This is a genomic window from Virgibacillus sp. Bac330 (assembly GCF_003667845.1).
Classification (GTDB): Bacteria; Bacillota; Bacilli; order Bacillales; family Amphibacillaceae; genus Virgibacillus; species Virgibacillus chiguensis.
The window spans coordinates 396,637-412,980 of the sequence record NZ_CP033048.1 but is presented as its reverse complement, the minus strand read 5'-3'; the positions used below and the strand labels follow the sequence as shown (position 1 = coordinate 412,980).

Genomic DNA, 16,344 nt, shown 5'->3' with positions numbered 1-16,344 from the left:
TTAATACGTTTATGTAATAATTTCCAGTTAAACTACGTACAATGTTGTGCTTTAATCACATTCCTATAATACTATATACCCAGTCATATTATTAGTGACTTTTGCAAATAAAAGTCATAATTTTATAATCGCTTGTGAATAGAAAAAGCATCATAATGCTTTTTCGTAATGAAAGCGCTGTATCGATAACGTGACTACACCTATGGCATTTTTCACGAAATCGGCTTCTTTTCTAACAATTCCTTAAAATACGTGATGAGTTGCTTGCGATTATTCGTTTGAAACGTTTGATATATGCTACTAATATAATTTTTCACCGTACCCTCACTTAAAAATAATCGGTTGGCAATATCCTTATTTGAAACACCTTCTGTCAGCAAATAAGCAATATCTAGCTCTCGATTCGACAAATAAACCCCTCTATTTTTTAATGCCTCATCAAGCAACTCTCGTCTATCGAGTTTGCGTTCTAGTATACGTTTCGCCAAAATTTGTGCAGCCTCTCCAGAGAAGACAACCTCATCTTGCATAACAGAGCGCATGCATGCAATCAAATGCTCCCCGTTTAGTTTTTTTAGGACAACCCCGTCTGCACCAGCGTATATAGCAGCCACAATGAGATCTTCATCTGCAAATGAAGTAAGGACAAGAATTTTCACATTAGCAGCAGACTCTTTCATATGTACAATAAGTTTGATCGCATCTGTATGTGGCATATGGATATCAATGAGCACGAGATCTGGTTGATATGCTTTGAATTGAAGAATAGCCGATTTCCCATTTGTAGCTGTCGTAACAACTTGCATACCCTCTTCTTGGATTAACAATGCTTCGACACCATCCATAAAAAGCTGCTCGTCATCGACTAGCATGATCCGCATCAATGAACACCCCCCATTAAAAATAAAAAGGCTCTTTATTTCAAGTATGAAACAGGTTGGTGTGTTTCAAAAGAACCTACACCAACCTAGAGACTTCGGCACAAACCTTTATGCAATGTTGCATTTAAAAGAAGAACACCTTCAGAATTCCACTCACATTTCAAGAATAGTTGACTTTCTTTCGCGAAATCCGCAACTCGTTCACCGGGATTTCGATTACTAATTCATAGTAATCGCTCTCATACGTTAGAAATTCGCTCCCGTACGTTGATTCTTCAATCGCCATCTCCATGACATTCGCGCTTGTCCGCTCAATTTTCACCCGTCTCAACGTAAAAGTACTAACCTTCGCCGACAACTTGTTGCTATCTCATGCGGGTGAATTCACCGCGCTTCCTTATACGATTAAGTACAAACCTTAAAATAGACCAAGGAATTTCTTTTTCTTTTTCACTCGCATTGGCTCCAAGCGATTTACATGGTTGTTATCGACAAGTAGATTACTATTTTCTAGAAACATGTAATAATAGTCTGAGCCAAAGTTTTTCTTCACATCTTCAAACGCCTCTCGTAGGTAGAAAGAACGTGAAGTCGTATTATGCGCATCAGATGCAATAAAATGGGTTAAATTCGCTTCGATGATTTGCGTAGTAAACTTTTGAATATCTTTTCCAAACTTACCTACTACACTACCAGCTGTAACTTGGGAAAGTGCACCTTTGGACACCAAATCATATAATAGATTCGGATGTTCGAGAAGTGCTCGATTTCTTTCCGGATGCACAATTATTGGTGTATAACCTTCTACTTGAATATCAAATATAAGTTGTGTGGTGTATCGTGGTACAGCATCAGAAGGGAACTCCACAAAAAGGTATTTACCGTAGTTTAACGGGAGTAGTTCGTTTTGCCTAATGCCATCTACCATTTCCCCATAAATACGTGTTTCCTGACCAGGCAATACCGTTAGCGACACACCTTCTCTATTAAACAAATCATTTAATATTTCTACATGGTTTTCAATTTCCCAACGAAAATTATTGAAAGCACCATTTTGATGATGTGGTGTAGCGATAATAGTGTGAATCCCTTGGTCTATAGCTACCTTAGCCATTTCCAAACTATATTGTTCTGTCTTCGCTCCATCGTCTACACCTGGTAATATATGACTATGAATATCGATCACTTGTATTCACATCCTATGAATTAAACATTTTCTATTGAATAATTAGGTAGATTATAACAAATATAATTATAAATTGCACTTTAGAGAGACTAAACTTAAAAATATTTTTGCAAATTCGAATAATGCAACATTAGCTCGTCCGTATTCTCTTATCACTGACAAGAGTATTTCAAACACACGAAGAAATATTTTTTTTGGTTTCGTAACATGTTAACGACAATACTGTTTTTCAACGCTTTATTTAGGAAAAAAGTCGCCTTCAAGTGCTCTCATCGTTGGGACTGTTTTGAAATGCATGCATACATTCAAAACAACTCGCTTCATTTTGAAATCCTCTTTTTTTCACAATGACATGTAAACAGGAACTTCAACAAAACTCCTTATCCAAGAGAATAAGGAGTTTTGCTTTATTTTGCTCCGTAATAGTAATAATAATTGGACTGTTTCTTTTCACGGTCATTAAGCACTGCACCTAAAAGTTTTGCTTTAGCAGGCTGTAATGCTTCGATCGCTTTTTGCGCGCCTTCAATTTCCGTATGTTTGCTGCGAACGACAAGAATGGAACCATCTACAATGTTCGCCATAATTTGCGCATCCGTCACAGCTAAAACTGGTGGCATGTCGAAAATGACCATATCATAATTTCCTTTTAGCTCTTCTAACAAGTTTTTCATCTTCTTGGAAGCTAATAATTCAGATGGGTTCGGGGGTATAGGTCCACAAGACATTACATCCAAGTTATCTACATCGGTTCGCTGAATCACCTGATCCAAAGAGTTTTCTCCAACTAATAGATTACTAAGCCCCCGTAAATTATCGATGCGAAACGTATAATGTACTGTCGGTTTACGTAAGTCAGCGTCAACTAACAGCACTTTTTTTCCTTGTTGAGCGTATACAACAGCTAAATTAGCAATTGTCATAGATTTTCCTTCTGCAGGGCCTGATGACGTTACAAGTAAGGAACGGATTTCATTATCAACAGAAGCAAAGTCTATATTCGTACGAATCGTACGATACTGTTCAGAAATAGGTGATTTTGGATTTAATTTGGCGATTAGATGACGCATCTTCGTTCCAGGTCTAGACGGATTTTTTCCGCGTAACATGTTGGCTCCCCCTCTCCAGATTTCTTGGTTGTGGGCGGAATTGTTGCTCGCTAATATCTTTTTCTTGAACAGTTGAAATTGTGCCGAGGACAGGAATATCAAGGTGCTGCTCAATGTCGTCTTCGGTTGTAATTGTGTTATCCAAATATTCTAATAAAAACGCAATTCCAACACCAATCATCGCACCGAGCACAATTGCAATCGCTGTATTTAACATTGGATTTGGTGAAACAGGAGACGGATTTGTTCCAAGTTCTGCCTCCGACAAAATATTCACATTGTCGACATTCATGAGTTCTGGAATCTCATCTTGAAATGTAGTCACCGTTGTATTTGCCATTTCAACAGCACGTTCAGGACTTTCATCCGTAGCAGTTACCGTCACAACCTGTGACTGTTCCTCGCTAGATACTTGAATTTTTTGTGCTAACTGACCACTTGTCATGTCCAAGCCCAGTTCGTCTACTACCTGACTCAAAATGCGTGGGCTTTTAATAATGACATTATATGTATTAATGAGTTCCACGTTTGTTCGTATATCATTGACATTATATGGCGTTTCCGCATCTTGCTGGCTTTGGTTAACGATAAAGGAAGAATCTGCTTCGTATGTTGGTGTCAACACCAAATAGCTAACGACAGCGGCAATCACCGCAGCCCCAAATATACAAGCTAAAATAAGCAACATTCGCTTTTTTAAGACAGCAAATATCTCCTTTAAGGAAATCGTCTCTTCCATAAAGTTACCTCCATTTTTATTCTTCTATACATTGTTTTATGAATAAACCTAGTTATGAATTATAACATAAAACGACATAGAATAGTTGGTAAATTTATGAATTTGAAAAGATATGTTGCAAAAAAACGCTTGAATTAAACAGTAAACCGTTAAATTAAATTCTGATTACAAATAAACCTCGATATTTCGAACATGTTATCAAATCTAGCACTTCGTCAACATGCAACATGAATTACTAAAGTATTAAATATCTAGCGATTTAGGTCATAAGGCGTAGGTACTGCATCGTTTCAAGCAAGCGATAACAGTATCTAAGTACCCATCTTATTTAAGTCCTTTAGACCATGTACGATAAATTTTTCTAGAGTTACAAATCTAGTGCTTTTTGTTTCCAAAGCTACGATAATACCGTTCACATCCGCTCTATAATAACGTTTCGCTTACTATGAACTTTTTTCTCTCCTGTCCATTAATAGACGAAAGAACTAATTATATTTTTCTACTTTTTTCCCTAAAGTGATTTAACAATAGGGAAATTGAACCGATATAATATGAAAACACATCTTTTATACTGGTTCTTTAGTATGATTGGGTAACGTCATTAGTAAACAATTACTAATTTAGTAAAAAATATACAGCAAGAAACAACGTGGCAGTGCTAGTAAAGAAATACAGACACAGTAATTTGTTTAGTTTTATAAGAGAAAGGTTTTGTATCATCATCATTTCATGTCTGTACTAGGCGAATTTTGTCGTATTGAGTTCTTGGTTGGGAGAGGAATAGTAATTCATGCGTTCATGGTTATTCAGCAACATGGCAAAAGAAAAACTTTAGGGATTGCTCTTTTTTAGAATGAAACATGCCGAATGGGAAATTGCATTTTTAACATCTATGAAGCGTACGATTTCGCAAACAAACATGACTAGAAAAATAGTATGAAAAGTACTTTTGAACCAAACAACAAAGGGTTACTACCTAATATGAACTATAAGAAAGTATAAATTGCTAAAAGTTTATCGGACTCGCATTGGGGGAGCGACCATTTAAAAGGCACTTGCAGCGTTTTCGCTATAAAGAATTTGCGATAAGTCAAGTCTTTTATAAGAAATGAGACTGCGTCAAAGGTCATTGATTTTTTAACTTCCTCCATTTGGAGTGGTTAAAAAATATTTCAACATAAATAGGGAGGAATAATGAATGAATAATAAGAAAATGTTAATGTCTGTAACAGCAGGAGCAGCAATTGCATCAATCATTTTTACCGCGGAAGAGGCTGAAGCCGCATCCTATAAAGTAAAAAACGGTGATTCTTTGTGGAAGATTGCCCAAAAGTATAATACAAGCGTTTCAGAACTAAAATCGATCAACAACTTATCTAGTAGCTTAATCTTTCCTAACCAAATCATTGAAACAACCAAAAATGGAAGTTCTTCCAACCAGTCCAGTTCAAATAATTCCAGTACTCATTCCAATAACTCGAATAGCAGTTCTAGCAGCAATGCCAAGAAATACACTGTAAAACGCGGTGATACTTTGAGCGGTATAGCTTTCAAACACAATATATCTATACGAAACCTAATGAAATGGAACAATTTGAATTCCACCCTCATCTACCCTGGTAATGTTTTCGTAGTGAGCAAAAATGGGACAAGCAGTAATGCGGGATCAAGTAACCATTCAGGTGGAAATTCAAGCTCTGGAAGTAGCTCATCCAGCGGATCTAGTAGTTCCTCAAAGACGTATGTCGTTAAATCTGGTGACACACTATCTGGAATCGGAGCAAAATACAACGTATCAGTATCCAATTTAAAACGTTGGAACAACTTGCGCTCAGATCTCATTTTCGTCGGTCAAAAGCTTCATATTGGAAAAAAAGCAAACTCTAATTCTGGTAGCTCCAACGGATCATCAAGTGGAAATAGCGGAAGTGGCTCAACTGGAAACGCGAACGTAGATTTTAATGTCAATAAAGTCGTTAGCACTGCCAAAAGCTTTCAAGGTGTACCTTATGTTTGGGGCGGATCAAGCCCTTCTGGATTTGATTGTAGCGGCTTCATCCACTACGTCTACAATAAAGGTGGAAAAAGCATGGGCCGCACATCTAGTGACGGGTATTACAACAGATCCTATCACATTAACAATCCAAAAGTAGGCGACCTCGTTTTCTTCGCAGGCACCTATCGCCCAGGAATCTCGCATCTAGGCGTTTATTTAGGAAACAATAATTTCATTCATGCAGGAGCAAATGGCGTAGAAATTAGTAATCTAAATAACTCCTACTGGAAAAGCCATTTCGATAGCTTTAAACGTTTTTATTAACATAGACTACAAGATAAGTTATAAAGAAGCTTTGCAATGTTTTGCAAAGCTTTTTATCGTGGTTTCTGGTTAAATGGGTGGAACGTCCGGTAAAGGGAGGTTTCCTTGGACATGAGCGAGATTTCGCGCGGGATGAGCGTGTTCTACTCGGGCGGGAGCGATTTCCTGCGCGCGAGGGGCGTTTTCTACTCGGACAGGAGCGAGTTTCTGCGCGCGAGGGGCGTTTTCTACTCAGACGGGAGCGAGTCTCAGCGCGCGAGGAGCGGTTTCTACTCGGACGGGAGCGAGTCTCAGCGCAAGAGGTGCGTTTTCTACTCGGACAGGAGCGTATTTCAGCGCGCGAGGGGCGTTTTCTACTCGGACAGGAGCGTATTTCAGCGCGCGAGGTGCGTTTTCTACTCGGGCAGGAGCGAGTCTCCGTGCGCGAGGAGCGTAATCCACTCAAACGGGAGCGTTTTCAGCACACGAGGAGCGGTATTCTCTCAGACGGGAGCGAGTCTCAGCACGCGAGGTGCGTTTTCTACTCAAACGGGAGCGTATCTCCGCACGCGAGGTGCGTTTTCTACTCGGACGGGAGCGAGTCTCAGCGCAAGAGGTGCGTTTTCTACTCGGACAGGAGCGAGTCCCCATGCAAGAGGTGCGTTTTCTACTCGGACAGGAGCGAGTCCCCATGCAAGAGGTGCGTTTTCTACTCGGACAGGAGCGAGTCCCCGCATGCGAGGTGCGTTTTCTACTCGGACAGGAGCGAGTCTCCATACGCGAGGTGCGTTTTCTACTCGGACAGGAGCGAGTCTCCATACGCGAGGTGCGTTTTCTACTCGGACAGGAGCGAGTCTCAGCGCGAGAGGAGCGATTTCTACTTGGACGGGAGCGTATCTCAGCGCGCGAGGTGCAATTTCTACTTGGACGGGAGCGAGTCTCCGCATGCGAGGTGCGTGTTCCACTCGGGCAGGAGCGAGTTTCTGCGCACGAGGAGCGGTATTCTCTCGGACAGGAGCGAGTCTCCGTGCGAGAGGTGCGTTTTCTACTCGGACGGGAGCGAGTCTCAGCGCAAGAGGTGCGTTTTCTACTTGGACGGGAGCGAGTCTCCGCATGCGAGGTGCGTGTTCCACTCGGGCAGGAGCGAGTTTCTGCGCACGAGGAGCGGTATTCTCTCGGACAGGAGCGAGTCTCAGCGCACGAGGAGCGATTTCTACTCGGACGGGAGCGAGCCCCCGCATGCGAGGTGCGATTTCCACTCGGGCAGGAGCGAGTTTCTGCGCACGAGGTGCGTGTTCTACTTGGACGGGAGCTAGTTCCTGCACGCGAGGTGCGGTATTCTCTCGGGCAGGAGCTAGTTCCGCGCACGATGAGCGAGTTCAACTCAAACGGGAGCGAGTCTCAGCACGCGAAGAGCGTTTTCTACTCGGACCGGGAGCTAGTTCCTGCACGCGAGGAGCGGTATTTTCTCGGACAGGAGCGAGTCTCCGTGCGCGAGGAGCGTAATCCACTCAAACGGGAGCGTATCTTCGCACGAATGAGCGAATTAACCTCGATTAAAACGGCTTATTCGAACATGAGATTTGCCCTAGTTTATTCTGCTGTTTGTAAACTTAATTAGGTAATTTCCATAATTTATCCTTTTCATCAAAAATGAGGTTCATAGATTGAAGTATTCTGTTAGCGGTAAATCGTGAGGAAACATGTAAAAACTCCCTACATGTTTTATTTGTTATATATGGTTGTATGAGGAGAAAATAGTCTTTAATAGCTTGCCTATGGGCGTATCTCCATTTTTTACGACAAGGCTCACAATGCCAGTTCCCATGCACTCGTTGTAATTTCAAATTATTGCAATCTGAGCACTGAACTCCGGATAAAATCCATTTTTTATTTATGTTGTGTACTGCAAGAATATCTTTGTCGAACGTCATACTTTTTTCCGCAATTATCTTGCCAATTTGCGCATGAGCAAGAGGTGTAAAATCCTTATTCTTAAAAATGCGTTCATATTCACTAATTTTTTGCGGAATGAACTCAGCATGCATGACGGTTTCTCTAATCTTATTCTTATCTCCGTCGACTTTTATAACTGTACTAGGACGACTAATAGCTATAAAAGAGTAAATGGGAATATCTATATAATCGTGCTTATGAAGCCATTGTTTGAGTAGATTTGCCTGCGTTGTAGCTTGTGTAATAGGAGAGCGAAAACCTTCTTCTTTTGAACCGTTATAGCGTATGAGTTGATCGAAAAAAGTGTCAAATGTTAGGATGCCGTCAAAATTCTTTATTTCTATAATGTAAACTGCATAAGTAGTAATTACAATAGTGTCCATCTGAAATGAGTTTCCTCTAAACTGGAGCTGAACATTATAGAGAATGGTACTCCTATCTTTTAGCCGATCAGTTTGTCTATCTACTAATAATTCACCGTGATAACCTTTCAATTGTTTTCTAAAAGCTGCTTCAACGTCAGATATTTGATGAAAAGTAGGAGGCAGACGCCTTAATAGAGCTTCGTATTTTTTTAACACGATAGGATAAGTTCGTTTTCTTATAATCAACTTATATTACTCCTTCCCTTTTTCTTCATTCTATCGTAAAAAATGCAAACTGAAAAATTAGCAAAAAATACGATTTAATGCACAGCCAAGACTAATTCGCGCTTTTACATATAAATAGAGCGTTAACTTTTTAACAATAAGCTAGCAATCCCTATCTATTTTCCCATTTATCATATACATTGCATATTATTAATTTTTAATTGCTATAAGGAGCAATGTTTAGACGAACAGGAAGGAAATTCACTCAAACAGGGGCGAGGTCCACTCCGGCGGAAGGGAATTTTCGCGCGGGATGAGCGTTTTCTACTCGGACGGGAGCGAGTCTCAGCACGCGAGGGGCTTTTTCTACTCGGACGGGAGCGAGTCTCCGTGCGCGAGGGGCGTTTTCTACTTGGACGGGAGCGTATCTCCGTGCATGAGGTGCGGTATTCTCTCGGACAGGAGCGAGTTTCTGCGCGCGAGGGGCGTTTTCTACTTGGACGGGAGCGAGTTCCTGCATGCGAGGAGCGTATTCCACTCTGGCAGGAGCGAGTCTCAGCGCACGAGGTGCGTGTTCTACTCGGGCAGGAGCGAGTTTCTGCGCACGAGGTGCGGTATTCTCTCGGACAGGAGCGAGTCTCAGTGCGCGAGGTGCGGTATTCTCTCGGACAGGAGCGAGTCCCTGCACGCAAGGAGCGGTATTCTCTCGGACAGGAGCGAGTCTCAGCGCACGAGGTGCGTGTTCTACTCGGGCAGGAGCGAGTCCCCGCATGCGAGGTGCGATTTCCACTCGGGCAGGAGCGAGTCCCCGCATGCGAGGTGCGTTTTCTACTCGGACAGGAGCGGGTCCCCGCATGCGAGGTGCGTTTTCTACTCGGACGGGAGCGGGTCCCCGCATGCGAGGTGCGTTTTCTACTCGGACGGGAGCGTATCTCCGCACGCGAGATGCGGTATTCTCTCGGACAGGAGCGTATCTCCGTGCGCGAGGTGCGATTTTCTACTCGGACAGGAGCGTATCTCCGTGCACGAGGTGCGGTATTCTCTCGGACGGGAGCTAGTTCCAGCGCACGAGGTGCGTGTTCCACTCAGACAGGAGCGAGTCCCCGCGCGCGAGGTGCGGTATTCTCCCGGGCAGGAGCGTATTCCATATCTCGACGTACGGGGGGGCGACTTATCTCGGAGAAGTTGACGATGTTCAGTTTACACCAACTCCATCACAATATTATAAATGGTAATTAAAATAATGATTAACAGTGTTATATTAAAAATGCGTTCTACAACACTTGTGGATATTTTTTTGACTAAATTACTTCCAATCATTCCGCCAAGAATTCCACCAGGAACCATAAACCAAATCATGGATAAATCATAGGGCGCATATCCAGTCGAAATTGCTACTAAAATGAGTGAAGATAGTTGCGAGAAAAAGATAATAAATATGGAATTAATACTGGCATCCTTTGTATTCATAGAAAAAATGTATACTAACAGAGCAACATTTAAAGGTCCTCCTCCAATGCCTAAAAAAGCAGATAATAAACCAAGAATAAGCCCAATAAATAATATGAGGGCACGATTTTGCACCTGGTATGTTTTAATTCGATGATTATACTTCATAAAAATAAAGATAATGATTAATAAAATAGCTAATAGTATAGATTGAATCATACCTATAATTGTAGATAAGCCTGATTGGACAACGAAATAATTAAAAATGCCTTTTCCAATGAAACCACCTGCAATCGAGCCAATTGCAATGAATAAACTATTTGTCCAATTGATATGTAAACTAGAATTTCGCACTTTGACTATGGAAACGACAGACATAGAAAAAACTGTTGCTGCAGAAAGTATACCAATCGTCGATAAATCGTAATGCCCTAACATATCTAATAAAGGCTTCATAATAATTCCCCCGCCTAAGCCAGCCATTGCTCCAGCGGTGCAGGCGATCAACCCTATTAAGAAGTAAATTATAAAAATGATCATCATCTCACTTTCTAAGTTGTGGGGCAGTAAATTATGTCATGTTCTTCATGAAGCCGGACAGAGCGCGTTCGGTTGTTTGGTTACGCCATAGCATCAAATTTGATGCTTTCTTATCTTTCAAGAAAAACTTGGCTTATCGCCAATTGTTTATGATGAAAGCCGTCCGTTATCGTTCTCTGCAAACAGGCCACTGGTTATCCCAAATACCATATAGAGTATATAATTACCCAATAAAATCTCATTCTATTGGGTTTATTGAATGAAAGTCCATTGTTTTTCTTACAGATAAACCCGGAATTTGTATAAAAAATTCGTCTTCAAGTTCTTCCTTATCAGATGACGATCTTAATACTATACAGTTATAAAAAAAGCTTCCATCAGCACGGTTTTCTCTCACCCCCGCCAATTGTTTCGTACTTCAACGTATAACCTAAAAAGGAAGTAGGTGCTGCTATCTTCCCATCAGCTTCACTCACATCTACCGACATCTTACAGTAGAGAAACTTCAATGCATAAGTTGTTCTAATTGACTCTGCAATCCTTCACTTGACATCTTTAATACTTCAAGCGCCAATCTTACAGCACCTCATTTCGACATCCATGCAACATCTTTTATTTTAGCACAAAAACATAAAAATCTTGTGAAGGGTGTTTGAACAGCGATATTCTTCCTCTGTTTTGTTTCTTCATCAGCAGGTTATCATGATAATATGAACGAAAAGGGGGCTATTTTGCAAAAGAAGTTGCTGGCTAGTCGTCACACTCACTGCAAGTAAAATGAAATGCGCATTTTTTAGAAAAACGCGGCTTATCGCCAAATTAAACCTTTATGGATATGTAGTTTTCTTGTAACATGAACGAAAGGATAAAGTTTGTAAAGTAACTTGCTGCGCATCCTTTTTCCACTCAGCAGCCAATGCTAACAAAAAATTGTTGTTTGGTGACATTTTCGTTAACCAAACGCTTCTTCCTATTAAAAGGTAAACTTACATGCAGAAAGGATGTTTACATTGCAAAAAACATTTACACTTACAACGCATCGTCATACTGATATGATCGATATCACAATCCAGCTGGAACAATGGATTCATGAATTAAAGGTTATTAACGGAATGATGGTTGTATCTTCCTTGCATACAACTGCAGGAATTACGGTGAACGAAAATGCTGATCCCGATGTAAAAACAGACATGCTGATGCGATTAGATGAAATTTATCCTTGGGAACATGCAGAGGATCGGCATATGGAAGGCAACACTGCTGCACATTTAAAAACAAGTACGGTTGGTCATGCGCAAACGCTCATTATCCAAGATGGAAAACTTGTTTTAGGTACATGGCAAGGTGTTTACTTTTGTGAATTTGATGGTCCACGAAAGCGAAAATTTCATGCTATGGTGATTCCAGAATAAAAAAAATTGGAGAGAAGCTTTTAAAGTCGATCATAAAATAACTTGTCACACGCTCGAAGCAATGCAGTTTTATCTCAACACATTTAAGGGAACTTGTCCCATGGTTTTAAGAGGACAAGCCCCTCTTTTTAATCTGTTGGATAAATTTGATCCACCAAGCGGTTATGATACTATCATTTTGCTTATCCAATAGTGCTTTGTTCAACAGATGAAACAAGAAATGGTTCCTATTATCAAACTTGATGTTAGGAACCATTAAAAAAAGTCCTGCCATTACTTCGGTGTCAGTGTCGAAGTAGTCCTTCTTCGTTCTTTTCCAAAGTCACTTAAAAAACTTAGCTATCAAAGTCTTATATCGACAGAATACTATCGTTTTGCTTATACTATTAACCCGTAAAAAATTTGCTAAAGTACAAAAAAAAGCTAGTTTCGTTCCCTTTTTACTTGTCGTAATGGAAGTAAACTTCCTACGAATGCAATGGCAGCAGCAGCTAGAAATAATTTGTCAAAGCCGAAAACTGCTATTGTCGCCACACTACTAAAAACAAGCAAATCACAAACCGAATCAATAATAGACAGCAATGAGATCGTTGTTGCTCTTACCTTTGAAGGAATCATATCATTAGCTAATTGCGCATATACCGGGTAGCGTACAGCGCCAACAAATCGAAGCAAAACCATAATAAGGAGTAAAATCCAAAGATTTTCACGGTAAAAAGCCGCTAATAACAATCCGAATACGGCAAGAGCACCCGTTATATATAAAAATAGAATTCGAGAAATGCGAGATGTCATCCACCCAATAGACCGAGAAACGAAAAAGCTAAATACGGAAAGTCCCGCAAGCGAAAAACCAATGAAATAGACAGGCAAGCCGGCGTCTAGAAGTAACTTGTCACTAAAGTTATCAAAAATTGCTACAGATGGGATAAATACCAGTGTGATATTTAAAAACATCCATAACAGCTGAGGTGCTTTTTTTATCGCTAACATCCCTTCTTTCACTTGTTTAAAAGGATTTTCGCGATAGCTCCCATGTTCTGGTGGATTTTTTGCAAAAGTTAACAATACAATTTGCAAGCTTTGAAAAAAAACACCTAATGCAATAAGCAGGACAAATTGCTCATCTGTCAAATCTTGAGCTATAATAGCGCCTAGTATTAATACAATAACCATGACCATAAATTGCGCGGATTGGATAATTCCAAGTGCTTTATCTAGCATATTTTCTTCATTTGATTCTTTTAAAGATTCATAGATAAAAGCTTCATCAGCACCACTAAAAAACGTTACACTGAATCCACTTAAAAGACTACTAATGACAAATACCCATGGGTCGTATGCCCAAATTAACATTGCATGACTAATAATACTTAGAAATGCTCCAATCATAAACGACATTTTAGCACCATATCGATCCGCAAACATACCTGTTGGAATTTCACCAATTAATACGCCAGTACTCCAAAAGAGTAATAACCATAATATAGATGCTTCATCCAGTCCACGAGAAAAATAAAATAATGCTAAGACTGGTTGAATAAATCGAACACTGCCAAATAATTCCGCCCAAAATAACACACGAATGTTTCGTGAAGCTAATGTACCTTGTTTCAATGTTTCATCCTCCTGCTTCCTGTTTATTTCGCTATAAACAAGCAGGAGTGAACAACGATGGAATTTTTTTAACTCTGCTTACCCATTTTTTATCTATGCTATGCAAAAACCACATATATCCCATTTGAAATGACTTACAACTGAAAATAAAAAGCATTTTCAAGCGCGTTTTAAATACAACCGCTTAACTCCATGGACATTTTTGCAGACAGCATGTTGGGTAATCCGTTATTTTTCTTATCCTAATTTTTCACCCCTACTTGTTGGTTTGAGAAAAATCGTTTGTCTTTTTTGCACGTTAATGACCTCCTAACAAAATATATACTTTAATTATACAGAAGTGAATCAAATAGAAAAGACATAAATTTTTATAACTTAATACAGGTTAAACATTGAAGAAAATGTTTTTTAAACACAACTATCCAAAAAACCATAATACGGTGTAGTTTCATTAAATATCCACATAATATATGTAGCACAAAAATGTGTGACCCTTTTGCGAGAACGAAGATTAAGGGAGCGCGCAGATGCACGCTCCCTTTCATTTACTACTTCTGTCTATTTGCGAGATCTTGTTCCGCCATTTTTATCATACGCTTCACCATCTCGCCACCCACGGAACCATTTTCTCTTGCAGTAGTATCGGCTCCAAGATCGACATTAAATTCATTAGCGATCTCATACTTTAGAGAGTCGACTGCTTTTTCTGCACCTGGCACTTCTAACTGATTACGGTTTCGTCGAGCCATCGGAAACACTCCTAATGGGAAAAGTAGTAGAACAGTAAATACTGTTCAGTAATAGTATGCGTGGGTGCAGCTGGTACATACATGGCAATATAAGGATGCATGATTATGTGTCAATGCATTATCGCTATGTGATAACAGACAACTTTACGCTTTCAAATGCATTCAAGGTGAGTAACATCTTGATGTATAAGACGAAAAACTTCTACTTTTATACGCTGAACCAGTAAGCTTCTATTTTTTTGCCCCATAGTTATTTATATAGAACGCATGAATTATTTATTGAGCGACATTGATATATACCACACAAATTTCTAACCTCCGCTCGCACGGTTACCAACGATGGGCGGTTCTCGATATATGCCGAAACACTTTTACTTTGGCTTCGGTCCGCATCCAAAGCATCCATATATTTCTTTTCCCTGCATCATTCTTTATTGCAAGAACAAAGGCTCGGGGGCGCCCGGTTAGCAACGTAGCGAGTGGAACGAAACGGCTAAAGTTTTAGGAATCATGATGAGATGGTGTTGACGAACCAATGATGACTTATCGTAGAGCAACAGACAACTTTACGCTCTCAAATGCATACAAGGTGAGTAACAACTTGATGTATAAGACGAAATACTTCTACTTTTATACGCTGAACCATTAAGCTTCTATTTTTTTGCCCCATAGTTATTTATATAGAACGCATGAATTATTTATTGAGCGACATTGATATATACCACACAAATTTCTAACCTCCGCTCGCACGGTTACCAACGATGGGCGGTTCTCGATATATGCCGAAACACTTTTACTTTGGCTTCGGTCCGCATCCAAAGCATCCATATATTTCTTTTCCCTGCATCATTCTTTATTGCAAGAACAAAGGCTCGGGGGCGCCCGGTTAGCAACGTAGCGAGTGGAACGAAACGGCTAAAGTTTTAGGAATCATGATGAGATGGTGTTGACGAACCAATGATGACTTATCGTAGAGCAATGGAGTGAAGTCGCCTAGTTGCTGGGCGCTGGAGCCAGACGTGGCTAAATAACTTAGTAAGTTTATCCACAGCTGCAAATTTTTTTAATTTCCTAGACAACAAAAGAAAAAAAGCTTATCTCCTATTGGAGATAAGCTTTTTTATTATCTATTATAGACGAGTTACGTTAGCTGCTTGTGGTCCGCGGTTTCCTTCTACGATTTCGAATTCAACGTCTTGACCTTCTTCAAGAGTTTTGAAACCGTCAGCTTGGATAGCTGAGAAGTGAACAAATACGTCGTCTCCGTCTTCACGCTCGATGAAACCGAATCCTTTTTCTGCATTAAACCATTTTACTTTACCAGTCATTAAAATGACCTCCTTATTCAAATATCGTGCAAAGTAATTGAATCATGAATACTTTTACACCACTTTGATAAAGAGATCGTAAAGTATTATATCCAAACTTCAATTTCCTTTTGCACCTTTAACTTTACCCTTTTCTGAAACAAAATGCAAGTGTATACATCTAAAATTTGTAATATTTTTTTCCATTAGTAGTTTTTTTTGAAATTTCCCGCAAAAATATTACCTATTTCTGTATTTAAAAAGCACTGCAAAAACCTAAGACAATGCCTTTATGAGCATTATTTATACAACAACATCATAACCTTGTTCTTCCACTGCTTCCCGCATTGCTTGAATGTTTGTTTGTACATCATCATAAGTTACATCTACTTTTCCTGTATTTAAATGTACTTCTACTCCTGTCACACCTGGTAATGCTTCGAGTGCTCCTTTTACTGCTTTCTCGCAATGACCACAAGTCATTCCTTTTACATCTAAAGTTGTTTGCAT

12 protein-coding genes are annotated in these 16,344 nt (G+C 40.0%); 2 read left to right on the top strand and 10 right to left on the bottom strand.

Translation table 11 applies throughout. From position 1 onward, the window contains the following. Positions 1 to 212: 212 nt before the first annotated feature. The 4 genes from D9780_RS01825 to D9780_RS01810 form a co-directional block, all read right to left on the bottom strand. A complete protein-coding gene (locus D9780_RS01825; RefSeq protein ID WP_121639069.1) occupies positions 213 to 881 on the bottom strand; it encodes a response regulator transcription factor in 669 nt (222 codons plus the stop codon). A gap of 418 nt (positions 882 to 1,299) precedes the next feature. Beyond that, positions 1,300 to 2,067 (bottom strand): tyrosine-protein phosphatase, encoded by a 768-nt coding sequence (locus D9780_RS01820; RefSeq protein ID WP_121639068.1) that lies wholly within the window; start codon positions 2,065 to 2,067, stop codon positions 1,300 to 1,302. A gap of 407 nt (positions 2,068 to 2,474) precedes the next feature. Continuing rightward, the gene (locus D9780_RS01815; RefSeq protein ID WP_121639067.1) at positions 2,475 to 3,176 is read right to left on the bottom strand and encodes a CpsD/CapB family tyrosine-protein kinase; all 702 of its coding nucleotides are present in this window, start codon (positions 3,174 to 3,176) and stop codon (positions 2,475 to 2,477) included. Next, positions 3,151 to 3,915 carry a YveK family protein gene (locus D9780_RS01810; RefSeq protein ID WP_073006517.1) on the bottom strand — a complete coding sequence of 255 codons (765 nt, stop codon included), beginning with the start codon at positions 3,913 to 3,915 and terminating at the stop codon, positions 3,151 to 3,153. The genes D9780_RS01815 and D9780_RS01810 overlap by 26 nt, the downstream gene beginning before the upstream one ends. Before the next feature lie 1,198 nt (positions 3,916 to 5,113). Between D9780_RS01810 and D9780_RS01805 the strand changes: the two genes are divergently transcribed. Beyond that, on the top strand, positions 5,114 to 6,235 hold the full coding sequence (locus tag D9780_RS01805) for a C40 family peptidase (RefSeq protein ID WP_121639066.1): 1,122 nt from the start codon (positions 5,114 to 5,116) through the stop codon (positions 6,233 to 6,235). Positions 6,236 to 7,827: 1,592 nt separating this feature from the next. Here D9780_RS01805 and D9780_RS01790 read toward each other — a convergent pair. Both D9780_RS01790 and D9780_RS01780 read right to left on the bottom strand, forming a co-directional pair. After that, positions 7,828 to 8,781, bottom strand: a complete 954-nt coding sequence (locus D9780_RS01790; RefSeq protein ID WP_121639063.1) for a nuclease-related domain-containing protein — start codon at positions 8,779 to 8,781, stop codon at positions 7,828 to 7,830. Between the two features lie 1,179 nt (positions 8,782 to 9,960). After that, positions 9,961 to 10,749, bottom strand: a complete 789-nt coding sequence (locus D9780_RS01780; RefSeq protein ID WP_162985961.1) for a sulfite exporter TauE/SafE family protein — start codon at positions 10,747 to 10,749, stop codon at positions 9,961 to 9,963. Between the two features lie 1,010 nt (positions 10,750 to 11,759). On the opposite strand from D9780_RS01780, the gene D9780_RS01775 reads away from it, so the two are divergent. Beyond that, positions 11,760 to 12,161 (top strand): secondary thiamine-phosphate synthase enzyme YjbQ, encoded by a 402-nt coding sequence (locus tag D9780_RS01775; protein WP_121639061.1) that lies wholly within the window; start codon positions 11,760 to 11,762, stop codon positions 12,159 to 12,161. A 423-nt stretch (positions 12,162 to 12,584) separates the two neighbouring features. Here D9780_RS01775 and D9780_RS01770 read toward each other — a convergent pair whose 3' ends face one another. The 4 genes from D9780_RS01770 to copZ form a co-directional block, all read right to left on the bottom strand. After that, positions 12,585 to 13,778 (bottom strand): MFS transporter, encoded by a 1,194-nt coding sequence (locus D9780_RS01770; RefSeq protein ID WP_121639060.1) that lies wholly within the window; start codon positions 13,776 to 13,778, stop codon positions 12,585 to 12,587. Between the two features lie 548 nt (positions 13,779 to 14,326). After that, a complete protein-coding gene (locus D9780_RS01765; RefSeq protein WP_073006504.1) occupies positions 14,327 to 14,527 on the bottom strand; it encodes an alpha/beta-type small acid-soluble spore protein in 201 nt (66 codons plus the stop codon). 1,130 nt (positions 14,528 to 15,657) lie between these two features. After that, positions 15,658 to 15,855 carry a cold shock domain-containing protein gene (locus D9780_RS01760; protein ID WP_050351294.1) on the bottom strand — a complete coding sequence of 66 codons (198 nt, stop codon included), beginning with the start codon at positions 15,853 to 15,855 and terminating at the stop codon, positions 15,658 to 15,660. 282 nt (positions 15,856 to 16,137) lie between these two features. Further along, positions 16,138 to 16,344 carry a copper chaperone CopZ gene (gene copZ / locus D9780_RS01755; protein ID WP_073006502.1) on the bottom strand — a complete coding sequence of 69 codons (207 nt, stop codon included), beginning with the start codon at positions 16,342 to 16,344 and terminating at the stop codon, positions 16,138 to 16,140.